The sequence below is a fragment of the Priestia flexa genome, assembly GCF_021441905.1.
GTDB classification, from domain to species: domain Bacteria; phylum Bacillota; class Bacilli; order Bacillales; family Bacillaceae_H; genus Priestia; species Priestia flexa.
In genome coordinates this window covers 2,401,954-2,425,667 of sequence record NZ_CP090431.1, presented here as the reverse complement: position 1 = coordinate 2,425,667, position 23,714 = coordinate 2,401,954, and the positions used below count along the sequence as shown (strand labels likewise).

The following is a 23,714-nucleotide window of genomic DNA, read 5'->3' as shown; positions in this document are numbered from 1 at the left end:
AACGGGGTATGCTACCAATAAAATGATAAAGGAAAGGTGATTAACATGTTTAAAAAACTTTTTGGCGGTAAGACGAAATCTAAAGAAACACTAGTAACGGCACCAATGACTGGCAAAATCCTTCCATTAGAGCAAGTTCCAGACCCGGTGTTTTCTCAAAAAATGATGGGCGATGGATTTGCTATTGAACCAACGGATGGACAAGTAGTATCTCCAGTGGCAGGAGAGATAGTCCAATTATTCCACACAAAGCATGCTGTCGGATTAAAAACAGAAGCAGGTACGGAAGTACTTATACATATTGGACTGGAAACAGTAGCAATGGAAGGGGAAGGCTTTGAAGCGCATATTCAAGCGGGCGATAAGGTAGAAGTAGGCACACCTCTTATTACGTTTGATTTACCATTAGTGACAGAAAAAGCGAAAAGTATTATTACGCCTGTTGTCATTACAAATAGCGACGCAGCAGATTCATTTGAAATTGTAGCAAGTGGTGATGTTCAAAAAGGACAAACTCAATGTGCGAAAGTGACAATGAAATAAATTTGTCACCTTCTTCCTGCTGAGGAGGAATAACCGGTTGAAGATATTTAAAGTATTAAACAACAATGCAGCCGTTGTAAAAGAAGGAAAAATTGAAAAGATTGTAATGGGCCCGGGGATTGCCTTTCAAAAAAGCAAAAATGATATTTTAAATAAAGCCAAAGTTGAAAAAGTTTTTGTAATGAAAGAAGAAAATGAAAAATTTCAAGAAATATTAAAAAGCCTACCTGAAGAGCATATTCAAGTGGCAGAAGAAATTATTTCGTATGCGGAACAGCAGCTAGGCGTTACGCTTAGTGATCATGTTCATATCGCTTTAAGTGATCATTTATCATTTGCAATTGAAAGGTTATCTCGAGGAATTTTAATTCAAAATAAACTTTTACATGAAATTAAAGCACTATATCGTCCGGAATACGATATAGGTGTATGGGCGATTGAACAAGTTTCTAAACGTTTAAAAGTTCAGATGCCAATTGATGAAGCAGGTTATATCGCTCTTCACATTCATACAGCTAAATTGCATACATCCAATATGGAACAGGTAATGATGAATACAACAATCATCAACGAAATGATTGAGATTATTACAGAAGAACTTGACCTTAAAATTGATGAAGAGAGCATTTCGTACCAGCGACTACTCACTCATTTACGCTTTGCGTTAAATCGAATTGCTGAAGATGAGCCTTTTCATTCAATGGATGAAGATATGTTGAACATGCTGCAAACTAAGTACAAGCGTGCTTATACATGTGCTTTAAAGATTGGAGCATTTCTGAAAGCCGAATATGACATAAATTTTCCACCTTCTGAACTTGGCTATATTACGCTCCATATTGAAAGAATTGGTCAAAGGGCCTAAAAAAGTCTTGACGAACAATGTCGAAATAGATACAATGAAAGCGTATTAATTGAATAAGCGGGATTGTGACTGGTTAAGCAGGCAAGACCTAAAATGCGTGAAATATGTATGCACTGCTGTTGTGTATATGTATTTGAGTACGCGTTTTAGGTCTTTTTTGTTGTCATCTGGCTAGTTGAATCGCAGAAACTATATTAAAAACATGTAATAAAGGGGGAGTTCGCATGGATGTGAAAGACATTGCGAAAAAGCTTGTTCCGCTTTTAGGTGGAAAAGAAAACGTTACCAGCGCTCAGCACTGCGCTACGCGCTTGCGTTTAGTCATTCGAGATGAAAGCAAAATTGATCAAAAAGGTTTAGATGAAATAGACGATATTAAAGGTGCTTTCTCTAATTCAGGGCAATTTCAAATCATTTTTGGCACAGGACTTGTTAATAAAGTCCATGCAGAATTTATGAAAGAGTTAGGTGTAGAGAATCAAACAACAGAGCAGCCTGCAAATCATCAAGAAGAAATGAAGAAAAAGATGAATCCTTTCGCAAGGTTTGCTCGTATGCTTTCAAATATTTTTGTTCCGATTATCCCTGCCATTGTTGCAAGTGGTTTACTAATGGGGCTACTTGGAATGATGAAAGCATTTAAGTGGGTTTCAGAAGACAGCTCACTTTTCATTTTACTAGATATGTTTTCAAGTTCCGCGTTTATCATCTTGCCAATCTTGATAGGATTTTCAGCTGCTAAGGAATTTGGAGCGAATCCGTATTTAGGAGCCGTAATGGGTGGAATATTAACTCATCCAATGCTATTAAACCCATGGACCTTAGCAGATGCCAAGCCTGAATATATGGACTTTTTTGGATTAAGTATTCCGTTAATTGGCTATCAGGGTACCGTTGTACCGATTTTACTTGCGATTTATGTGATGAGTAAAATTGAAAAAGGGTTGCGTAAAGTTGTTCCAAACGCAATTGATTTACTAGTAACACCATTTTTGACGGTTATTGTTACAGGGTTTATTTCTCTGTTATTTATTGGACCATTTGGAAGATATATTGGTGATTTGATTTCAATTGGTTTACAATCAATGTATGATGTAGCGGGTGTATTTGCTGGTATCGTGTTTGGTGGTTTGTATTCCACGATTGTATTAACAGGACTACAACATAGTTTTCATGCAATTGAAGCAGGACTTCTTGCAAACCCTGATATCGGAGTTAATTTCTTACTTCCTATATGGGCATGCGCTAATGTTGCACAGGGTGGTGCCGGATTGGCCGTATATTTTAAAACAAAGAATGCAAAAACAAAGAAAATCGCAATTCCAGCCGCTGTTTCTTCGTTTCTTGGGATTACGGAACCAATTATCTTTGGTGTAAACTTAAAGTTACGTAAACCATTTATTGCAGCAGCTATAGGTGGTGCTGCTGGTGGTGGATATGTTGTGTTAACGAATGTTGTTGCAAACGCATACGGTTTAACAGGTATCCCGATGATGGCTATTGCAGCTCCACTTGGGATGAGTAATTTAATTAACTATATTATTGGAATGGTTATCTCGGTAGGAGTAGCATTTATTGTTACGTGGTTTATGAAATTAGAAGAAGAATAAAGAAGGTAAAAGAAAAGTAGGAGTAAAATGACAGTTCATTTTACTCCACTTTTCTTAATTTATACTCATAAAGAAAGAGAGGGGAAAAAAATGAAAAACGGTGTTATTTCATTAGGAGAAGCATTAATTGACTTTATTCCGTTAGATCATACGAATCTTACATATCAAAAAAGTCCAGGGGGTGCGCCTGCAAACGTGGCGGTAGGAGTATCAAGATTAGGCTTGAAATCCACATTCCTAGGGAAAGTTGGGAATGATGTATTAGGTCATTTTTTAAAAGATACGCTTGATGAATATGGTGTTAATACAAACAACATGCTGCTTACAGATGAAGCACGTACAGGAACGGTTTTCGTTACGTTAGATAAAGACGGTGACCGCAGCTTTAATTTTTACATTGATCCAAGCGCAGATCGCTTTTTTCACGAAGCAGAAATTGATGAAGAGCTATTTAAAGAAAATCGTATTCTTCACTTTGGTACGATTTCAATGATTAGTGAACCTTCCCGCTCTGCCACTTTGAAAGCTGTAGAACTCGCGAAGAAGAATGATGTTCTTGTGTCATTCGATCCTAATGTTCGTTTAACGTTGTGGAAAGACGAAGAAAAATTGAAACGTACCATTCTAGAGATGCTTCCAAAAGCAGATATTGTAAAGCTTTCAGAAGAAGAGCTTGCTTTTATTACCGGAAAAGAAATGATTGAAGAAGGAGTGGAAGCGTTAAGCCATTATGCTATCCCGCTTTTAATTATTACATTAGGAGCAGAGGGAAGCCTAGCTGTATCTTCTAAAGCAAAAGTAGCTATTTCCGCTATGAAAGTGAACGCTGTTGATACAACAGGTGCAGGAGATGCCTTTGTGTCTGCTATGCTTTATTCCATTAATCAATATAATGGTCAACTTTCAGACTTGACAGAAGAAGAGCTTACTTCTTTTGGACGCTTTGCAAGTGTTTCTGGGGGACTAGCAGCTTCAACAAAAGGTGCGATGACGGCATTACCTACAATTCAAGAGATTGAAAAGCTTCTTGTGAAGTGAAAAAAGCTCATCTGTTTAGCAGATGAGCTTTTCTATAAAATATAAGCCTTGATGAAACTTTTTCACAAATAAACCGTAGAAGATAAAGACGTACGTATTGTGTCAGCACATTGTAAATGCTACACTACTAGTAGATTCATTAACTACAGTTTAGAAAGAGAGTAAACATATGGATTTTTATCATGATTTGTTTCTATATGTTCCGTACTTAACTGCCCTTATGGCTTATGTAGTCTGCTATTATATGCTTCGGGAATCGAGGTATGTAGCGGTACGCACAGAGGAGCTAAGAGAATCGACTTGTATTCAAACTAGCGTAGCAGTATTTACGGCATGGAAGCGTTTGAAGACGCTTATTCATGTATATAGAAAAACACCGGTAAAAGAAAAAAACACAGATGAAGAAGACCCTTTCCTTCTTATTTTTGCTTAATGTAATCATTTAAACAATTAGGAGGAAAGAAAATGAAACGACATTATAAATTAGTAGCAGTTTTAGGAATGGTATTAATTGCATTAGCAGGGTGTAGTACACAAAATCCTGTTACGTCTACAAGCGGTGGATTTTGGGATCACTACTTTGTATATCCACTGTCTCTTGCTTTGACAAAGGTAGCAGAATTCCTTGGTGGTAGTTATGGTTTATCAATTATTGCTGTCACGATTATTATTCGTCTAGTCTTATTACCGCTTATTTTAAAACAGCAAAAAAGCACGATGGCTATGCAAGCATTACGCCCGGAAATGGAAGCTATACAAAAGAAATATGCAGGTAAAAAAGATCCTGAAACGCAGCAAAAGCTTCAAAAAGAAATGATGGCTTTGTATCAAAAACATCAAATTAACCCACTAGGTGGATGTTTACCTATTTTAATTCAAATGCCAATTATTTTTGCGTTTTATAACGCCATTGCACGTACGGGAGAAATTGCGGAACATTCATTTTTATGGGTAAGCTTAGGTGCTCCAGATCCATACTTTATTTTACCAATTGTTGCAGCTATTACAACATTCTTACAAATTCGTGTAAGTATGACGGATGAAATTCAGCCTCCAATGAAGATGATGATGAACATTATGCCAATCTTCGTATTAGTAGCCGGTTTTACACTTCCGTCAGCTTTAGCTCTATATTGGGTAATTGGTAACTTATTTGGTATTGGACAAGGTTATTATTTAAAAAAGAGAATGACGTTACTAAAAAGTAAATCAGATACTAAACCAGCTCCTACAAAATAAAGAAAAAGGCAGTCGTAGTTATATACGATTGCCTTTTTCTTTTGGTTAACAACATTTTACTTGTGAAAAATGATATAAATTGGATTAACTTACATATTTCTAAGGCATAACCAAAAAAGACTTCTAAGCAGAAGTCTTTTTTTATAGGTTTTTGTCATGAGATGTTTGGATTTGTGCAAGGATAAGAAGAAGTAGATGTGACAGATAAATTTAATTAAAAGGAGTGACAAAATGAGGCGCTTTTTCTTATGCTTCTTCATGATATTATTGCTTCCAAGTACAGTTGAATCAGCTTCTAACTTCAAGGTAAGTTTTATTCGAGATGGTGACGTGTGGGTTTATGAAAACGGAAAAGAAACAAAACTTTCTTCAACTAATGAGGCAAGTGAACCGATTTGGTCAAAGTATGGAGCTTATATCGCCTATAAAAATGGAGAATCGTTGATGGTAGCTAGCGTAAAAGGCAAGCAAATTGAAATTGAAAAAGATGTCCAAAGTTATCAGTGGTCACCAACTGGTATGGAGATAGCTTACATATCAAACGACATTTTAACTATCTACAATGTTAAACAAAAGAAAAAAAGCCACGTAGCTCTTGGCGTTGATCAGTTTTCATGGTTCCCAGATGGTAAACAATTTTTAATAACGGAGTCAGCAACCTTATCACCGAGAGGTTGGGGAGCGGTTAAATTATATACGGTTGAAAAAAATGCAAATCTAGATATAAAAAAGGTCGAACCTTTTGCAACCTTACCTCATCCAAGCGACTCTTTTTTTGCTTATACAACGAGCGAATTTAAGTGGTCAGAAAATGGACATTGGATTAGCTTTTTAGCTATTCCGACAGCTTCTATGTCAGCTGATGGAAACACGCTATGCGTTATAACTTCTGAAGGTAAAGCGTTTCAATCAATCGGTACAATGCTAAACGTATCAAATTGGTTTAAGTGGTCTCCCCATCAGCAAGAGCTAGCTTTTATTAATGGAGAAGGTCGGATTGCTACTGAAAATAAAACGTTCACGTTAAAAGAAATGCCCGTTTTTAAAGAGCATATTTTTACTCCAAAAGGTTTTGCTGACTGGGATTTTACGTGGGCAGCAAATAAGCAAATTATTATTTCACGAGTACAAGAAGCGGATTGGTCAAACGACGCTAAGAAACGCCCGCTTCCCTCACTTTATACAATTAACTTAGCAAAAAACCAGCAAGAAAAATTAACTAATCCTTTAAAAGGCTGGGGGGATTATGCGCCAACATATATCAATCAGTCCAAGCAAACCCTATGGATACGTACAAATCGTAAAAGAGCCAATATTATGGCTGGTAGTACAAAGCAAGAAAAAATACTCATTAAAGATGTCGATGTGCCTGATAATTATTATGATTTATATCGGTGGAATGATGTTTTCACTGTATACGAGCCCTAACATGTAAGACAATAAGCGAAAACCAGGTGAGGATATGAACATTCGATTGTTAACCAAAGAAGATGCAGATATTTATTGGGAACTACGTTTAAGAGCTCTACGAGACCATCCAGAAAGCTTTGTTTTAAGCTATGAAGAAGAATGTGAAAAAGAAGTGTCAGATATTCGTAAGCAATTTCCTACATTTGAAGACGAGTTTATCATGGGAGGGTTTCTCGATGATAAACTTGTTGGAATTGTAGGTTATAAAAAACAAAAACCTTTAAAAGTTCAGCATAAAGGAGATATCTGGGGAATGTACGTAGCTCCTGAAGCAAGAGGAATGGGGCTTGGGAAATCACTTTTAAAAGCAGTTATTGAACAAGCTTCAAAATCAACGGAGCTGCTGCAAATTTATCTTGTGGTCGCAGCTAATAATCAAGGAGCAAAAGCTCTGTACACTTCTTTAGGATTTAATAGCTATGGGTTTGAAAAACAAGCTCTACATGTAGAGGATAAATTCATTGACGAAGAGCATATGGTTCTTTATATGTAGAAGAATCAAAGGGCTGAGAAATAAGCATTTCAGTGAACTAGATATCCGAACGATTGCGAGTTAACTGGCAATCGTTCGGATATTTTTGTTGGTTATGGAAATAAGTTAAAAATGGAGTGTCTGCAGTGCAATGCAAAGAACGTGTTTCTATAACTTACTTATGTTAGCAACGTCACGATTCGCCTTTGAGAGTTAATTTTCTTGTCTAAAAATGTATGTGAAGGCACTATTTATGTAGTAAATATGCTACTATTTAACTAACCATTATTTATTATATGTTTTACTAAAGGAAGGACAAGTAAAATGGAATCATTAATTCAATTGAAAAATATCTCAAAATCATACAAAAAGCAAACGGTACTAGAGAACGTCCATACAACTTTTCAAAAGGGAGAAACAGTAGCGATTGTTGGCAAGAACGGTGCCGGAAAAAGTACGTTGTTAAAGATTGTAGGAGGGTTAATTAAGCCAACCAAGGGGAGCGTAACAATTGATACATCCATTGGTTTACCGGCCTTTGTGGTTGAACAATTCCCTCAAGAGCTTCCGTTTCGGCTTCAAGATTATCTATTTCATATGGGACGTATTCAACAAATCTCGAAAAAAAAGCTACTGTTAAAAATTGAAGAGCTGCTCGAGACCTTTGATATGACCGAGTATAAATACGAAGAAATTACTTCTTTTTCAAAAGGAATGAAGCAGAAAGTAAATATGATGCAAGCGATGCTGGGATCTTCAGAGCTTCTTCTTCTTGATGAACCGTTATCTGGTCTAGATGCCAAAGCGCAGGTTGACGTTGAGAAAGCGTTTAGACGATTAAAAGATCGAGGAATGACAATTATTTTTACCTGTCATGAAGAAAGATTAATTCAAGTAACGGCGGATCGAGTGATTACAATTGGTGCTCACAAAATACTTCGCAGTCAGCGTATTGAATGTATAGATAAACTGGCTGTTATTGAAGCAGATTTTATTATGAATAAGCCTATTCGAGAGCTGAAAGGTAAGTGTGCTAAGGTTGAGCAACACGGCAGTCGCTATACGCTTTATATTAGAAAGCAAGACATGAATCAATTGCTCAAAGAGCTAATTGATGTGCGAGCGGATATTCATCGTGTAGAAATTATTGAAAGGGAAGACTATTAGAAATGATTGCATTGATACGATATCATTATCTTACATATTTAAAGTCATATCGGTATATTCCGCCATTGGCTTTGTATTTAATCTTATTAATTATTACCTATACATACACACCAAATCCGGTATTAGACAGTTTCTATAATACTTCTATTTATTTATTCTTTATCTTTTCGTGGATTACAATTTCATTTATGCACGCGGAAAATAGTAAGCAAGAAAGAATTACAAGGCTGCATGTGAGGAAGAAATCAGTTTATTTCATCAGTAAAATAATCAGTGCTGTAGTGCTGTCAATTATTCTAAGCGCTGTTTCAATTTTATATCCAATCGTCTTTGACATGTTTTCTTCAATGCCCACTGCTAAGGAGCAAGTGTTTGGATATTTACTGCATTTAGTAAGCTGCTTAACAAGCATGAGCGTGTCATTATTGTTCACTCGTCATATGCTTCGCACTGGTAATCTTTCGTGGTTTGGCCCAGTGTTTGTGTTGGTATTAACGTTGGCAGTAGCGGGTGTTCCTTATCCTTATGAAGGTTTGCAAATGGTTATTTATTTATTGCCGCCAATAGCAGCCCTGATACACTTTATAAGTGAGGATATTCATGTTTGGATAGGCTTTTGTTGGGGGCTTGCTTACTCAGCTGTCGTCATAGGTTTTTATTTATCAATTGTCCGTAACCGAGATATTTAACTTTGCTCAGTACAATAAAGCCCCTTTTACACCGGGAAATTAAATGTAAAAAGGGTCTTTTCATAAGGATGAACGACTTTATATAGACGGTCAGGATAATTAGTGAAAATACCGTTCACGCCCCATTGAATTAACTTTTTCATCTCTTTTGTATCGTTTACCGTATAAGCATGAATGTCTAGTCCATATGATTGGACCATTTTTATATAGCTTTTTGTTAACGTCTTTGAACTTGGGCCAATTCCATCAGCATATCGATGAATATTTTTTAATTGATGTGACGTTAATAAGCCTTGTCTATAGGAAACTAATTGAATGAGCATAATGGAAGGTTCTAAGTGGTGGAAAGTCCGCAAACTTTCATCACTGAACGATTGAATAATAAGCTGTTGTTTATTTATAGTGTACTTATCTAAAAGAGCCATTAGCTTTTTTTCCATACCGGGATATTCATGAGGTGATTTTGTTTCAATATAATAACGAATGTCGTTTCCAAACGTGGCAAAAATTTCGTCAAGCGTTGGAATATAAGCTCCTTTTCGCTTGCTAGAAAACCAGCTTCCCGCATCTAAAGTCTGCAGTTGCTTTACGGTTTTATTCTTTACATATCCCGTTCCATTCGTTGTACGGTGTAGGGCATAGTCATGAATGGCAACTAATTGACCATCTTTAGACATATGCAGGTCAATCTCAATATAGTCACTTTTCATTTTTTGTGCCAGCTTATAGGCTTCTATCGTATGCTCTGGTTCATGGCCAGAAGCTCCGCGGTGAGCAATGATAAGCGGGTCTTTTTCAGCCGTATTAGCGATGTTGGTGTTACTAATAAAAAAAGCAACCCCTACTAAGCATGTAATTGAAAGTACAATAAGCCATTTTTTGTGCATATAGTAGCCTCCTGTTCATCTGCTTTTATTTTAAAGTAGTAAGGAAGTGCGTGTAAACGAAGATTTCGTATTTATTAGTATGTCCGATAGAACAAGATGTTTTCATGGATATAGTGGAAAAATCATAAAAGTAGCCAATGCTTATTGAGCATTGGCTACTTTAGTATCCTGAAGTTTTGTATAAACAACAAGGCGTTCTTCATGTGTTTTATTTTGTTTATCGAATAATCCTGTACACGTTATTAAATTGAGATGATGATCAAACGTTGGGCCGAAGATTTCTCGTAAAGGTGCATCTTCACGCGGATAGGCTTTTTTATCAGTAACAACAAATGTAAGTACGTTACCCGATTCATCAGATACAAAGATCTCATCACCCTTATCAAGTTTATGAAGGTTGTAAAAAATTGCAGGTCCTTCTTTATCATCAACATGCCCAGCAATAACAGCATTTCCTTCATTTCCTGGCTTTGTGCCTGGTTCAAACCAAGCGACATCATCACCGTTATCAGGAACATCCATTTGTCCATCATTAGTTAAGCCGGTTTTTTCAATCAGCGCTTGAATGTCTAACTTTGGTATTGTAAGCTGAGATGGGGCAGAAACATCAACCGACGCTTGTGGGGGCGAATTTGTTGATTTTGTTTCTGCCATTTTTACTTTTTCAGGATCGGGCTGTGAAGTTGTTGCGACTGACTGAGCTGAACAGCCAACTAATCCTAAAAAAGCAGTGCATATAATTGGTAGAGCCCATCTCATGTTGTTCATTAATTTTCGTAGCCTTTATGACGACGAACAACAAAGATAGCAACTGCTCCAATTCCTAATAGAGTTAATACAGGAAGAAGGGAGTCATTTGATTGCTCAGAAGCTCCACCCATACCTGTTTTGGGCATTTCAGAAGGCATTGCCGTATTGTCTTTTAAAACAAGTGGCTCAAGGCTGTCAGCAGTATTTACAGCAAGTACCGTGTAAACTGTATTTGCTTCTAAGTTTGTACCTGTAAGGTCTAATACTTTCGTATTACCATCAGTAGTTGTTACTTCTAAATCATATGTGCCAGCATCTACTTCTGTATAATCTGTTACTTGTTTAAATGATGCATTTTCAAAAAGGGTTAGACCGTTTGCAACGCCTACATTTACTGCAGGAGCATCAGGAGAGAAGTGACCTACGCGCACTTTTGTTTTTCCTTCTGAAGCATTCATATCATCTTCAAGCACTTTTAACTCTAAATTAGCAACTTTGTTAATTGCAGCTACAGTATAAGCTTTTCCAGCTTCAACTGTTAAGTTTGTAGAAACGACAGCTTCTTCTTTTCCTTTTGTACCAGCAGCATAGATGTCAACTTTATGTTCACCAGAAGATAGATTTAAATAATCAGTAGCATCTTTGAAAGCAGCACCTTCAACAGCAGCTTCTCCATCAACGTATACGTCAACCTCAGGTGCGTCTGGTGAAGCGTGAACAACACGTACCATTGCATCGTTGCTTGCAGCTGATGCGAAATGCCCAGTAAAAGCAAGTAATAAAACAGTCATTAAAGAAGCGATACTAACTTTAATTTTTTTCATTTGCTTCATTCTCCTTTTGTATACTTTTTGTTTAACATTTGCGCAAATGTTGTACAATTATTTTATATCCAATATGTAATTTTGAAAACTTTTAAACTGTTTTTTAATTTGAATGTTTTTTGAAGATGAAAAATGGTTGTGTAACCTTACAATTGTTATCATCTACAAGTTTATCCAATATATTCATGGTTTAATGCTTAAGATGCGAAATATAATAAATAAAATAAAGAAAAATATTCAGAATGTTATGATAAAATAAAAGAAAGGAGTGGATGTCCCAATGCTGCCCGTTGAAGAAGAAAAGGTAAAAATAGTGCATCGGTCTTTACCTCGCAAAATGATTATTAAGCGTGTGTTACTTATTTTATTTGGAGCTATATTAATGGCGGTAGGTCTAGAGTTTTTTCTAGTACCTAATAAAGTCATTGATGGAGGCATTGTTGGAGTGTCTATCATATTGTCTCATTTAACAAATTTAAAACTTGGGGCGTATATTTTTGTACTAAACTTACCTTTCTTTTATATAGGTTATAAGCAAATCGGTAAAACGTTTGCCTTATCAACTCTTTTTGGTGTCAGCATTTTATCTATTGCTACATACGTTTTTCATCCACTGCCGGTGCTAACAACAGATCCGCTTTTAGCAACGGTTTTTGGAGGTATCGTTTTAGGTATTGGGGTAGGAATTGTGATTCGGTACGGTGGCTCTTTAGATGGGACAGAAATTCTAGCTATTTTATTTAATAAAAAAACGCCTTTTTCCGTTGGCGAAATTATCATGTTCTTTAACTTATTTATCTTAGGAAGTGCAGGGTTTGTGTTTGGATGGGACCGTGCTATGTATTCGTTAATGGCTTATTTCATTGCTTTTAAAACAATTGATATTGTTATTCAGGGGTTAGACGAGTCAAAGTCCGCTTGGATTATTAGCGAACAGTACGAACGAATTGGTGAAACTATTTTAGCAAGGTTAGGCAGAGGAGTAACGTACTTGAAAGGAGAAGGAGCATATACGGGTGATGATAAAAAAGTAATCTTTTGCGTTATCACAAGATTAGAAGAAGCAAAGCTAAAAGAAATTGTTGATGAAATTGATTCAACTGCATTTTTTGCGGTAGCAAATATTGCTGAAGTAAGAGGAGGGAGGTTTAAGAAAAAAGATATCCACTAAGTATAGAAAGAGGCTAAGACGTAAATAAATGTTCTCTTCTCAAAGACGAGTCATGCCGTTTCTAAAATCGTTAGGGTGTAAGAGCAAGTCCGTTCCATTGCGCTGCAGATACTCGCTTTCCACGGGGAGGAATCTGAGCCTCCTCGCTGTGCTGCGGGGTATCAACCTTCCCTCTCTTTCTCGCAGGAGTCGAATGTCTTACGCTCCATTTCACTAGTTTTTTAAAGGTGTTTTCCAAACCGACAGAAAATACCTGAACTATCAAAAGAAGTTAACTTGCGCTAGTTCGGATAGATGGTTGACAGAAATGCTTATGTCCCAACTTCTTTTTGCTCTATGAAAGAACAGCTAATCCCTTGGAGAAGTTTGTTTTTAATATTTTAATTACACGATCTGTTTGTTCTGGTATACACTCTACGATTAAAATCACTTCCGCCGTTTGCTCCTGCGTACTTCGCTTTTTAACAACTCTATAATAAATAAAGTTAATTAAAAAGCCAATGATAAACCCTGAAGCAGCACCAATCAATCCCCAGTATATAGGTCCCCATGTTAAGATGAACCCAACGCTTACGCCTATAACTGCAAAAGCTGTTGCCAGCCCAGCAGCGATGTCAAATAAGCTAATGCCGTCTGATTGATGAATACTATCGAAAATTAAAAAATGATCATCTTTTACTTCTAGTGGGATGGCTAAAATTTGGCTTTTAGGAATACCACTGCGCTCCAATGCTACAATGGCGAGCTCTAGGTAAATTGAGTGATCAAAAGTAGAGAATACTTGCATAATGGGCTCCTTACTATATCGGGATTTAGCGTATAGAAGCTATAATCGCTGTTTTAATGAAAAGCGGTATTGCTGATAGTTTTGTGAAAGAAAGTCAGCCTGTTCACGATCATATAATTTATTGTTCTCAATGGTGTTAACATAGGCATCATAGGCGCTAAAACCATATATAGAAGGAAGAAATAAAAGCCATTCTATATTTAAAACGCTTGTTGAACTTGGGATGTCTCCTAAAAATAGAAAATGAATCGCGGGAAGAAATTGTGATTGATAAAAAAATACGACTACCCAAATTAAAGAGAAGAAACCTATGATAATTCGGTGAATATAAAGCTGACCAGATCCCGGCATGAGTATGGACCACATGACGGCTACTAGGGGGCTTCGTTTATCAAGGTAGTTGACTTCTAAAGCGCCCATTTTAAAGATATCAAAAGGTTCATTTTGATGTTCAGCCAGCACGTACACTTTGTTTATGTCGATGGTTGTGCGATAGCTATCCCAAATGGCAAATAGATAAACAGGGATATATAAAAGCGCCCATCGAGTATCCAATATGCTTTTGGCTTCTTCTAGCCTACCAGTAAAAGAATATACCATTGCAACATTAATGTTGGCATGAATATTTGTATAAACCTCCCAAATGAATAAGAGCAGCCCTGTAATGTTTTTAGATAACAAAAGATGACCGAAGCCAGGAAAAGCCGCCGACCACCAGGCAATGATATACGGATTTCGAAGGTGGAGCTGAGTTGTGCCAAACAAGCTAACATAGGCTTTATGTCGCTTGTGCGTTTGGTAAGTAATATGCTTCATACAGAATTCCTTTGCTGGTTAATTTGTTTTATTGTTCCGTAGAACCATTATTTTCATTCATAAAGATGCATTTTTGCTACAAGATAATGTGAAATATGTGCATGTTCCATTCGATAGTATAAAGAAAAGAGGAATTTTATGTTTAAGCGATTACTTAAAGTACTAGCGGTAGGAGTTTTGGTTTTACTTGCTGTCGTGGTAGCATTCTCTGTCATTTGGACACAGTTTGATTACAAGCCTTCTCAAGAAGTTGAAAATTTAGGTGTCCCAAAGCAAGCGATACACCGAGATGGCTACCTACTTTTTCAGCCAGATGATAATACTGATATAAAAGGTGGCTATATTATTTACCAAGGTGCAAAAGTAGAAGCAATGGCATACGGTTATTATGCACAGGAAATCGCAAAGCAAGGATATCTAGTAGGGATAGTAGATGCGCCTTTTAATGTTAGTTTCTTCTCAAGTAACAAGGCAGAAGAAATCATGAAGGAACACCCTACTATTAATAATTGGTTTATCGGAGGACACTCTTTAGGAGGAGTTGTAGCGAGTTCTTATGCGTACAATCATCAAAGTAAGGTAAAGGGACTCATTTTATTGGCTTCCTATCTAATGAACAAAAATGACTTTTCAAACACAAATTATCCAATTTTATCATTAACAGGTGACAAAGATGGTTTATCAACGCCTAATAAGATTTCTGAAACGAAGCATTTATTATCAAAAAATACAAAAATAGTAAAGTTAAAAGGAGCAAATCATGCCCAATTTGGTCTATATGGTGAACAAATTGGGGACAATAAAGCGACTATTTCTCCTGAAGAACAACAAAAGCAAATGGTTCAACAAACGGTTCAATGGCTTAATGAGCAAATAAAATAAAGCTGCTGTATCACATATAGATACAGCAGCTTTGTTAGCTTATTGGCGAATGTTCAGTAGCATCCATATCTAAAATCCATTCGTTAAACTTTTCTTGTAGTAAACCAAGCGAACGTTGATTATTAGATACGACATCCAACGCTCGATCATCATAGAGATGAAAAATTGTTCCTTTGCTTACGTTGATAATGTAACATTCCTCTTCAATCGCAGGTTGGATATGTAAATCGCGATTCGCAATAGATTGTAGTAGTTGCTTTTGCTTTAAGTCAGTTGGCCTGCAGGCAATTGCATACTCATTTTTAGTTGATAATAGCTGTACGCTTGTCTTTCTTAAGCGAGAGCGAATGAATTTTTTCATTAATATATCAGTGCGCTTTAGAAAGGATAGTTCAGCTTTTGAAGATGGCGAACGAAATACAACGATGAGCTCATCATTTTCATCATGAAGTGCTTTAAAAATTTGGTATGTGCGTTTATAAACATTTTTCATATACCCTTGTTCCCACACGCGCTTTTGGTTTGTTAGCTTGAATCGGATGCCTATTGGTGCATTGTAAAAAAGCGGTTTTCTCATTTGGATATCAGGAAATAAGTGAGATAAATATGATTGTAAAGTAAGATTGTTCATACGCAACACCCTATCTATTTGTAAAGTTTTTACCTTTTATTGACTCAAGTGTAGCATGAAGTCGATTGAAAATGTGAAGTGCAAACCTGATTTAACGGAAAGGTAATACAACTGTTATATTTCCATTCAAATTCTTATAAAAGAAAGGTGTTTTTTACAAATTTGTCGTATTAGTAACGTACATATCTCTATGTCAATCATTCTGAATAAAAATGACATAGCAGAACGTTTTTGCTCACGCAGAATTTCACTTGATAATAGAGCTAACCATATGAAAAGTAGGTGAGGATGATAAAAAAACAGGTTTTGCTAGTCGTAGGCGTTACGTGTTTATTATTTGTGCTAATTTTTTATAAGACTATTTTTCAAGAAGGAAATCCGATACCTTTAGCAGTGGGGATGGCAAAAATGAAAACAGGAAATGAAAAGGTAGTTCAAGTTTCAGATAAACCAGAGAAGTATTTAATTCACTCCGATGATTACCTATCGTTTATTAAAGAAATGGATAAAAAAGGTGATACGTTTCAATACCAGGAAGATGAATTATTTTATTTTGATCGAGAAGAAAAGCGAGCTTCTTTTGAACGAAAATCATACACCAATCGCTACATGATTATGGAACTAAAGTAAGACAGCGACTAATTAGCCGCTGTCTGTTTTTGCTCCAAAATCTTCAATTGTAACGTCAACATGATAATCAATAGTAGAGTTTGAAAAAATAGTATCCCATTCTTTTCGATGTTTCTTCCAAAATGCAGGGTGGTTGATTCGTACATACTCTCTAAATTCAGGTGCATCTGCTTCATAATCAGATTGGAGCTTGTTAAGTATTTTGTTTGTATCTGATTGGATAATTTTCTCTACATTTTTTTCAATGTGGTTAATAAAAGAAGGAGATAGCTTTTGGTCAGTAGCATCCCAATCTTCAGATAACCGCCCCGATGTCTTTACGTATACATCAAAGTGAATTGCATGATCACTTTCAACTTTGGTTTTGACTTTTTGTTTAACAGAACCAATTTCAAACGAGAAAGGATACTTTCCATGCTTTCCATATACGATCCCACCTTGAATATCACCTGTTAACCAACTAAGTGCCTGTAAGTCATTTTGAGATAAAAACGCGTGGATTTTTCCACCTTTAATTAAAGCTGCTCCGTTTAACTGGATGTCTTTTTCTAATTTTGAAACACGTTGTACTAAAAAGCTTTGGTCCGTTTCTAACTTAGCTGATATTTCTCCTAATGATAAGGTGGGAAGAATTTTATTGGTCCGATACCTATTCTCAACTAAATCATAAATGACATTGACCGGTGGAGTATCCATTCCTTTAATCGTTAAAATATCCTTTGCTTGGCCATTTGTAACAAAAACAAGGCAGCTTCTGCGAATTTCATTATCCCTAGCAAGCTGATCCATTAGAGAGTCTAACTTGAAGGTCTTCCCAGCTTTTTCACCAAATACTAAAATACGCTGATGCTGACTGAATAAAGGGTCTTGCTTCAATGCAATGTTCCTTGTAATTTCATGTACTGTGGGTCCTTTTGTTACAATGTTTTTATACGGTGAAGATGAGGAAGAAGATACCCCACCACGGTCTGGAGATATAAGAGTTTGATGAGTGAGCATAAGGTTATGCTGAGACGTCTTTTCGTTCACCGTGTCTAAGGAATCCATGCCAACGCCAATGACGAGTGAGAGTTGTTCAATGTTTCGGTGTCGAGAGCAACCCACTAATATGATTATCATCATGATGACAGCTAAATATTTATTCATATTCTCCTCACTCGTTTCTTAATTAGCATAATTGATCCTAAAAAAAATGGAACTGCAAGAAATATAATTAAAAAAGCCCAGCCTAAAAGGTCAGCAAAAGCAATAACGTCTCCAGCTGTTTTAGGGAGGAGTGACCCTACTACAATAACAATTGCTAGAGTTACACGAATTAAAAAAGACTTCTTTGTAGAATTCTTTTTTAACATCATGCTAATTCCTGAAAAAGCTAAAAAATTAAACATTTGAAACGTTAAAAAAAATTGTAAAAGCCAAACTGTGAGCAAGAAGAGCTCTAAACGTTCAACAAAGATTCCTTTTACTTCATGAGACTGAACAAATGCAATGGTTGGATAAACAATTGTTTTAACTTCAGGCACTGTAAGAGCTCCAACAACAAGAATATAAGTAATAATATAGAGGGTAAGAGGAATTCCGAATCCTATGAGAGCGATCTTTCGAATCTGCTTTTTATTCTTTAGGTATTTTGGTAAAAACAAAATTAATTCTGCACCTACAAATGAAACAGAGACTGTTGTAAATGCATTTAAAATTGGATGAATTCCATCGGCTAAGATTGGTCGGAGATTTGAAACGCTAACCATATTAACGCTAAAACCATAAAGTGCTAATAAGATAATGATGGTAAAAGGAAAAAACAAAGCCATCATCTTACTAATCGTATTCATTCCCCCTGTTAACGTATAGAGTGATGTGAGCATAAACGTAATTATAATTACTCCTAAAGGAACACTTTCAAGAAGATAAAATTGAATCATTTCTGACATAGCTCGGATTTCAAAACTTGATACAGCCGTAAAATAAGCAATGGCGAAAAGGTTAACAATACTCCCTAAAAATTTTCCTATAGCTTCCTGTGAAAATTCATATAGAGATTGAATTTGAAAAGATTTTATCATCCACGCGAGCAAAATAATAATTAAAGAAAATAATCCCCATTCAACTATTAGTACAATCCATCCATCTGCATTATTCGTTTTTTCAGTAATCGAGCGCGGTAGCGTCAATAATCCGACACCGAGCATCGTGCATGAAATTGTCGCTATTGCATAAAAGTTTGATAGCAGCTGATCTTGTTGCTTCATAAGTCCTCCTTATTTCTTAGTTGCATTTGCTTTTTTAAAAGGTAAACGGACGTAGGAATCTTTCCAGGATTTACTGTTTTTAGCGTAAAATGGTTTGAAATATTCTATTCCAAAGCTTTCAAGCTTTGTTAAATGTGTAACTAGTATAAGTAAAAAAAGAGTGACTCCGTATAACCCTAAAAATGCTGCAATAATCATTGAGCCGAACCTTAAAATTCGGAAAGATAAACCAATACCATATTGAGGAACGGTAAAAGAAGCAATTGCCGTAACAGCTACAATAATAATCATAACGGAGCTTACAATATGAGCTTCTACAGCTGCTTGTCCAATAACAACCCCGCCTACTAATCCAACAGTCTGCCCAACAGGTGTTGGGAGGCGAAGTCCGGCTTCTCTTAACAATTCGATGGTCACTTCCATTACCATCGCTTCAATAAAAGGTGAAAATGGTACGTCTTCTCGCGTGGCTGCAATGGTAATGGCAAGCTCAGTGGGAAGCAGCCCTTGATGAAAAGAAACAAGGCTAATATAAATGGCTGAGAAAAAGAGCGTAATGAAAATTGAAATATAGCGAAGAAGGCGTAAGAGAGAACCTGCCAACCATCTTTCGTAATAGTCATCGGGCGATTTCATAATCATGTCAATTGTTGTTGGTACTAATAGAGCAAAAGGTGAACCGTCTACAAAAATTGCAACTCTGCCTTCATTAATAGCAGCTAAGACGCGGTCAGGTCTTTCTGTATTTTGGACCTGTGGAAAAGGAGAATAAGGAGCTTCTTCGAGAAATTCTTCAATCATTCCAGAATCTTGAACATTATTAAGATTAATGTTTTGAAGTTTTTGGCGAACTTGATTAACGATATGAGGTTGACATTGCTTTTTATGAAAAACAATTGATGTTCGATGAAGCTGTTCTTCTCCAATGAAAACATCCTCGACCGTTAAGTTTGCATCACTTGCTCTTTGCCTTAATATGCCGATATTTTCTTCTAAATTTTCAATTAACGCAACCTTTGGACCACGCACAACTTTTTCGGTCGTTGGTTCACTCCACGTACGCTGTTTAGCTATTGTCATATTTAAAGAAAAAGCCGTTGTACGATTATGAATAAATAATAAAGGTTCTCCTTTAAAAAAAGCAGTGAGAGCTTGCTTGTACGTATAAACTTCACTGCTTTCAACAGTTGAGATAAAGGAATCCCAACGATCTAGCGTGTTGGCTGGTGATGAGGTTTTTGTTTGAATCATTTTTTCTGTTAATTGATTCAGCTTTTCGCTGTCTACAAGCCCTTGTAGATAAAGAATATAAACAAAATCAGTAGATGAAATCCATAGCTTTTTTGAAGCTATGTCACTGCTATCACCTGCTAATTCTAGAAATGTCTTAACAACGTACTCTGTATCTCGTTGAAACGTTGAATTGAGCAAGTCTTCACCACCTTTACATTATTAGTAATATATTGAGTTCAGTAGTAAAAAACAGTACGATAAAAAAGAATATATATTAGTCTTTACGAGTTCAATAGGTGTTATGCTAACTAATCGAAAAAGGACGTGAAAACATGCTACATTCATTTAAACTTCAAACGAGTAATCGCGATGAGATGATTGATTTGACAAGTCAAGTGGAAACAGAAATTAAAAAGCATCAAGTGAAAAGCGGAGTAGTCACCGTATATTGTCCACATACGACCGCTGGTATTACAATTAATGAAAATGCAGATCCAGATGTAAAACGTGACATGATTAGAAGATTTGACGAGGTATATCCTTGGATTGATGAAAAAGATCAGCATTTTGAAGGGAATACAGCTGCCCATCTAAAGGCAAGTACAGTTGGTTCTTCGCAACAACTTATTATTGAGAATAGAAATTTATTATTAGGAACGTGGCAAGGGGTTTATTTTTGTGAATTTGATGGCCCTAGAAACCGTACATGGTATATTAAAATTCAAGCAGATTAAAAGAAGAGGCTGGGATATAAGTAATTCAGCCAATGATAAACCTGAACGATTGAGAGTTCCTCATCTTTAATCGTCCAGGTTTTTTTGTTGATTGTGAAAACAATGTTGGAAACAGGGCGGAAAGCGAGTGGCCGTAGCGCAATGGAACGAACGTGTTCTGACAACGTAAAGAGGTGAGAAAAGGGAGTGTTCCTCTTTTTGAAAATTTGTTTTGTTATGTTCAACCCTCTTCTTTTAGCATGTCTTCTTTTTTTGATTTTTTGTTATAAAACAAAAGATAGATAATATATATGTTATATAACAGAAAAAGGGAGAGATCTTGTGTGGAGCAAATTACAATTAAACAAGAAACAGAACAAGAACAAAATGAAAAGACAAACTTTACGTGGGTAGATGAATATCCAACAGTATTAGATATTATTAATGAATACTATAGTTTTTGCCGTTAAAAAAGCCAACGCAAGTTGGCTTTTTGTTCAGGCTGTTGAGAAACTTTGTTCTCAACAGCTTTTTTATGTCTGTCTTTTTTTATCAGTGGTAACACTGATAAAAAAAGACTGGAGTTGATGAAACATGATGGGTGCACTTAAAAATCATCGAGATGAACAAGTGATGGTTTCTGTAGAAGATTTAGTTCCTGCCAATCACTTTTTGCGTACAATTGAAGCGACAATTGATTTTAGCTTTATTGAAGAAAAGCTTCTTCCTTATTATTGTGAAGACAATGGACGTCCTTCCATTCATCCCATTACGCTATTCAAAATGATGTTTATTGGCTACTTTTATGGCGTTCGTTCCGAACGTCAACTTGCCAAAGAAATTCAAACGAATGTGGCGTATCGATGGTTCTTAGGCTTATCGTTAACGGATGCCGTTCCTCACCATTCGACGATTAGTTTTAATCGCCGAACACGCTTTTTAGATACGACGATTTTTGAAGACATTTTTGATGAAATTGTTCGCCAGGCGATAGAACATCGCATGGTTGGTGGACGTGCTTTAATGACAGACTCGACTCATATCAAAGCGAATGCGAATAAACATAAATATGAAAAACAACCAAAGAAGTCCCGCCGACAAGCGTATATGGAAGAGTTAGAAGCAGCCGTCAACGAAGATCGTCTTGAAAACGGAAAAAAGAACTAAGTCCTCGAAAGGAAGGCGTTGCCTTACAAAAACAAACCCGCATCAGTACAACGGATCCCGATAGTGGTTTTATGATGAGAGATGGAAAGCCAGATGGCTTTCATTATTTAGATCATCGAACGGTGGATGTCAAACATAATATTATTACAGATACCTGTATTACAGCTGGCAATGTGGCTGACTCTGTTCCTTATCTTGACCGCCTTGACATACAAATAAAAAAGTTTCGCTTTTCTGTTGAAGCTGTTGCATTAGATGCCGGGTATTTTACAAGCCATATTTGTAAACGCCTTTCTGAAAAAGGGATTTTTATGGTGATGGGCTATCGGCGTTTTGGATCGTCAAACAAAGACGTGCCAAAACGTCTGTTTCACTACGTACAGGAAAAAGATGTATTCGCTTGTCCAATGGGGTGCATTTTATCGTATGCGACTACCAGTCGCACAGGAGATCGTACATACAAATCAAATCCAAGTGATTGTGCCGTTTGTCCAATGAGAGACGGGTGTTTTTCCGCTTCCCAAAAACAACGCGTGGTGACACGTCACATTTGGGAGAGATTCAAAGAACAAGCGCGTCTAAACAAGCGCACAAAAGCAGGTAAACAACTTTATCGTATGCGTTGCACGACGATTGAGCGTAGCTTTGCCGACGCAAAAGAGCTAAATGGGTATCGATATGCCCGGTATCGAGGGCTGAAGTCTGTCCAGATGCAGGCGTATCTGACGGCAGCTTGTCAAAACATGAAAAAAATCGCCCATTACCTGACCAAAACAGGTCAGGTAATGGGCGATTTTTATGGAAAACGACGATTTGTTTGTGAAATGTTTACTTGTTTCACTATAAAAAATGAAAAGAGCCTCAGATTGACGAGAACCTTACAGGTTTCTCGTCAATCTGTAAAAAAGCCAACGCAAGTTGGCTTTTTGTTATTTAACGAATTCTTTTTGCACCAATATAACGCTTGCTCCAATAGCTATCTTTTAATGAAGCAACTGAAACACCTTTTGAAGATGAGCTATGTAAAAATTGATTGTTTCCCATGTAGATACCGGCATGGGAAGCGCCTTTTTGGTATGTTTGGAAAAATACAATGTCCCCAGGCTGTAAGCTTGTAACTCGTGTCCCTTTTTTATAAATCTCTGCCACAGTTCGAGGTAAAGTAATGCCAGCGCCCTGCTTGAATGTATAACCAATAAAGCCACTGCAATCAAATCCTCTAGGAGTTGTTCCACCCCAGCGATATGGTACCCCTATATACTGCTTTCCTTTATTAATAACTTTTGAAGCATTAAATGTAGAAGTCTGTGAAGAAGTTTTTACTCCAAGCTTTGCATATGTGCTTTTTCCAACAACTCCATCGGCAGACAATCCATTTTTACGCTGAAATGATTTAACTGCATTTGATGTAGCTGGTCCAAAATAAGTTGTTGTATTGCCAGTGAAATAACCTTTTTTCTTTAAAAGCTGCTGTAATTGCTGAACATCCTGATTTCTCATTCCTTGCTTTAATGTTTGATCACCTAGCGCAGCTTGGCTGACTAAAGGGCTAGCAAATAAAAAGCTAGCGAGGGTAAAAACCGCCACAAATTTCTTCATAATGGGCCTCCATCAATTTTTCGTCAATTTTCGTAAAATAATCATAACACCTTTCGACAGATGGAAACGTTACATTTTCATTACAAAATATGAAAAAAATGAAAATTAGAGTGAGCAGAATGATGTGTTTTGATTTTGAAAAATAGAAAAAAATTGAATATTTAGCTGTTAATAACTAAAACATATGAAAATGTAAGGACATTTAAAAATAATAATAGAAATCTGTTGTGAATTACTACACAAATACTTTGTAGTCATGTAGAATGTAAAAATAGAATACAG

General features: G+C 36.5%; 25 protein-coding genes and 1 pseudogene. 16 read left to right on the top strand and 10 right to left on the bottom strand.

Annotated elements, in window-relative coordinates:
* The first annotated feature begins 45 nt into the window (after window positions 1-45).
* From LZP85_RS12525 to LZP85_RS12480, 10 genes are all read left to right on the top strand, one after another.
* On the top strand, window positions 46-543 hold the full coding sequence (locus tag LZP85_RS12525; RefSeq protein WP_234561736.1) for a PTS sugar transporter subunit IIA: 498 nt from the start codon (window positions 46-48) through the stop codon (window positions 541-543).
* A gap of 37 nt (window positions 544-580) precedes the next feature.
* A complete protein-coding gene (locus LZP85_RS12520; RefSeq protein WP_061786010.1) occupies window positions 581-1,408 on the top strand; it encodes a PRD domain-containing protein in 828 nt (275 codons plus the stop codon).
* 224 nt (window positions 1,409-1,632) lie between these two features.
* A complete protein-coding gene (locus LZP85_RS12515) occupies window positions 1,633-3,018 on the top strand; it encodes a sucrose-specific PTS transporter subunit IIBC (RefSeq protein ID WP_061786009.1) in 1,386 nt (461 codons plus the stop codon).
* Between the two features lie 90 nt (window positions 3,019-3,108).
* Window positions 3,109-4,056 carry a carbohydrate kinase family protein gene (locus LZP85_RS12510; protein ID WP_206782491.1) on the top strand — a complete coding sequence of 316 codons (948 nt, stop codon included), beginning with the start codon at window positions 3,109-3,111 and terminating at the stop codon, window positions 4,054-4,056.
* A gap of 169 nt (window positions 4,057-4,225) precedes the next feature.
* Window positions 4,226-4,489 carry a hypothetical protein gene (locus LZP85_RS12505; protein ID WP_061786724.1) on the top strand — a complete coding sequence of 88 codons (264 nt, stop codon included), beginning with the start codon at window positions 4,226-4,228 and terminating at the stop codon, window positions 4,487-4,489.
* Between the two features lie 32 nt (window positions 4,490-4,521).
* On the top strand, window positions 4,522-5,295 hold the full coding sequence (yidC, locus tag LZP85_RS12500) for a membrane protein insertase YidC (RefSeq protein WP_206782492.1): 774 nt from the start codon (window positions 4,522-4,524) through the stop codon (window positions 5,293-5,295).
* Between the two features lie 231 nt (window positions 5,296-5,526).
* A complete protein-coding gene (locus LZP85_RS12495; RefSeq protein WP_206782493.1) occupies window positions 5,527-6,723 on the top strand; it encodes a TolB domain-containing protein in 1,197 nt (398 codons plus the stop codon).
* Between the two features lie 34 nt (window positions 6,724-6,757).
* A complete protein-coding gene (locus tag LZP85_RS12490; protein ID WP_119543498.1) occupies window positions 6,758-7,258 on the top strand; it encodes a GNAT family N-acetyltransferase in 501 nt (166 codons plus the stop codon).
* Window positions 7,259-7,561: 303 nt separating this feature from the next.
* Window positions 7,562-8,404 carry an ATP-binding cassette domain-containing protein gene (locus LZP85_RS12485; RefSeq protein ID WP_025911433.1) on the top strand — a complete coding sequence of 281 codons (843 nt, stop codon included), beginning with the start codon at window positions 7,562-7,564 and terminating at the stop codon, window positions 8,402-8,404.
* Window positions 8,405-8,406: 2 nt separating this feature from the next.
* Entirely contained in the window at window positions 8,407-9,093 is a 687-nt protein-coding gene (locus LZP85_RS12480) for a hypothetical protein (protein WP_025911430.1), read from the top strand.
* 26 nt (window positions 9,094-9,119) lie between these two features.
* Here the strand turns inward: LZP85_RS12480 and LZP85_RS12475 are convergent, their stop codons facing one another.
* The 3 genes from LZP85_RS12475 to LZP85_RS12465 form a co-directional block, all read right to left on the bottom strand.
* The gene (locus LZP85_RS12475) at window positions 9,120-9,980 is read right to left on the bottom strand and encodes a glycerophosphodiester phosphodiesterase family protein (RefSeq protein WP_119543497.1); all 861 of its coding nucleotides are present in this window, start codon (window positions 9,978-9,980) and stop codon (window positions 9,120-9,122) included.
* Window positions 9,981-10,121: 141 nt separating this feature from the next.
* Entirely contained in the window at window positions 10,122-10,748 is a 627-nt protein-coding gene (locus LZP85_RS12470) for a class F sortase (RefSeq protein ID WP_224840266.1), read from the bottom strand.
* Entirely contained in the window at window positions 10,748-11,554 is an 807-nt protein-coding gene (locus tag LZP85_RS12465; protein ID WP_206782494.1) for a DUF4397 domain-containing protein, read from the bottom strand. Before LZP85_RS12465 ends, LZP85_RS12470 begins: the two co-directional genes overlap by 1 nt.
* 280 nt (window positions 11,555-11,834) lie before the next feature.
* On the opposite strand from LZP85_RS12465, the gene LZP85_RS12460 reads away from it, so the two are divergent.
* Window positions 11,835-12,725, top strand: coding sequence for a YitT family protein (locus LZP85_RS12460; protein WP_025911422.1), 891 nt, complete (start codon window positions 11,835-11,837; stop codon window positions 12,723-12,725).
* Between the two features lie 334 nt (window positions 12,726-13,059).
* Here the strand turns inward: LZP85_RS12460 and LZP85_RS12455 are convergent, their stop codons facing one another.
* Complete coding sequence (locus tag LZP85_RS12455) at window positions 13,060-13,512, bottom strand: hypothetical protein (protein ID WP_119543495.1); 453 nt, start codon at window positions 13,510-13,512, stop codon at window positions 13,060-13,062.
* 39 nt (window positions 13,513-13,551) lie between these two features.
* Entirely contained in the window at window positions 13,552-14,328 is a 777-nt protein-coding gene (locus tag LZP85_RS12450) for a hypothetical protein (protein WP_206782495.1), read from the bottom strand.
* A gap of 138 nt (window positions 14,329-14,466) precedes the next feature.
* Between LZP85_RS12450 and LZP85_RS12445 the strand changes: the two genes are divergently transcribed.
* A complete protein-coding gene (locus tag LZP85_RS12445; protein WP_206782496.1) occupies window positions 14,467-15,210 on the top strand; it encodes an alpha/beta fold hydrolase in 744 nt (247 codons plus the stop codon).
* Window positions 15,211-15,244: 34 nt separating this feature from the next.
* Here LZP85_RS12445 and LZP85_RS12440 read toward each other — a convergent pair whose 3' ends face one another.
* Window positions 15,245-15,841 carry a DUF3885 domain-containing protein gene (locus tag LZP85_RS12440; RefSeq protein WP_025911418.1) on the bottom strand — a complete coding sequence of 199 codons (597 nt, stop codon included), beginning with the start codon at window positions 15,839-15,841 and terminating at the stop codon, window positions 15,245-15,247.
* A gap of 288 nt (window positions 15,842-16,129) precedes the next feature.
* Between LZP85_RS12440 and LZP85_RS12435 the strand changes: the two genes are divergently transcribed.
* Window positions 16,130-16,471, top strand: coding sequence for a hypothetical protein (locus tag LZP85_RS12435; RefSeq protein WP_224840264.1), 342 nt, complete (start codon window positions 16,130-16,132; stop codon window positions 16,469-16,471).
* A gap of 12 nt (window positions 16,472-16,483) precedes the next feature.
* On the opposite strand, the gene LZP85_RS12430 is transcribed toward LZP85_RS12435, so the two are convergent.
* The 3 genes from LZP85_RS12430 to LZP85_RS12420 are packed head-to-tail and all read right to left on the bottom strand — an operon-like array spanning window position 16,484 to window position 20,151.
* Entirely contained in the window at window positions 16,484-17,617 is a 1,134-nt protein-coding gene (locus LZP85_RS12430) for a Ger(x)C family spore germination protein (RefSeq protein ID WP_206782498.1), read from the bottom strand.
* Window positions 17,614-18,720, bottom strand: coding sequence for a GerAB/ArcD/ProY family transporter (locus tag LZP85_RS12425; protein WP_206782499.1), 1,107 nt, complete (start codon window positions 18,718-18,720; stop codon window positions 17,614-17,616). Before LZP85_RS12425 ends, LZP85_RS12430 begins: the two co-directional genes overlap by 4 nt.
* Before the next feature lie 9 nt (window positions 18,721-18,729).
* Entirely contained in the window at window positions 18,730-20,151 is a 1,422-nt protein-coding gene (locus tag LZP85_RS12420; RefSeq protein WP_206782500.1) for a spore germination protein, read from the bottom strand.
* A 134-nt stretch (window positions 20,152-20,285) separates the two neighbouring features.
* Between LZP85_RS12420 and LZP85_RS12415 the strand changes: the two genes are divergently transcribed.
* The 3 genes and pseudogenes from LZP85_RS12415 to LZP85_RS12410 all read left to right on the top strand — a co-directional run.
* Window positions 20,286-20,687, top strand: coding sequence for a secondary thiamine-phosphate synthase enzyme YjbQ (locus LZP85_RS12415; protein WP_119543889.1), 402 nt, complete (start codon window positions 20,286-20,288; stop codon window positions 20,685-20,687).
* 323 nt (window positions 20,688-21,010) lie between these two features.
* Window positions 21,011-21,136 carry a hypothetical protein gene (locus LZP85_RS20790; protein WP_257788896.1) on the top strand — a complete coding sequence of 42 codons (126 nt, stop codon included), beginning with the start codon at window positions 21,011-21,013 and terminating at the stop codon, window positions 21,134-21,136.
* Between the two features lie 124 nt (window positions 21,137-21,260).
* Window positions 21,261-22,633: pseudogene (locus tag LZP85_RS12410) on the top strand (IS1182 family transposase); the annotation flags it as partial.
* 133 nt (window positions 22,634-22,766) lie between these two features.
* On the opposite strand, the gene LZP85_RS12405 reads toward LZP85_RS12410, so the two are convergent.
* Window positions 22,767-23,432 carry a C40 family peptidase gene (locus LZP85_RS12405; protein ID WP_119543888.1) on the bottom strand — a complete coding sequence of 222 codons (666 nt, stop codon included), beginning with the start codon at window positions 23,430-23,432 and terminating at the stop codon, window positions 22,767-22,769.
* Window positions 23,433-23,714 lie beyond the last annotated feature (282 nt).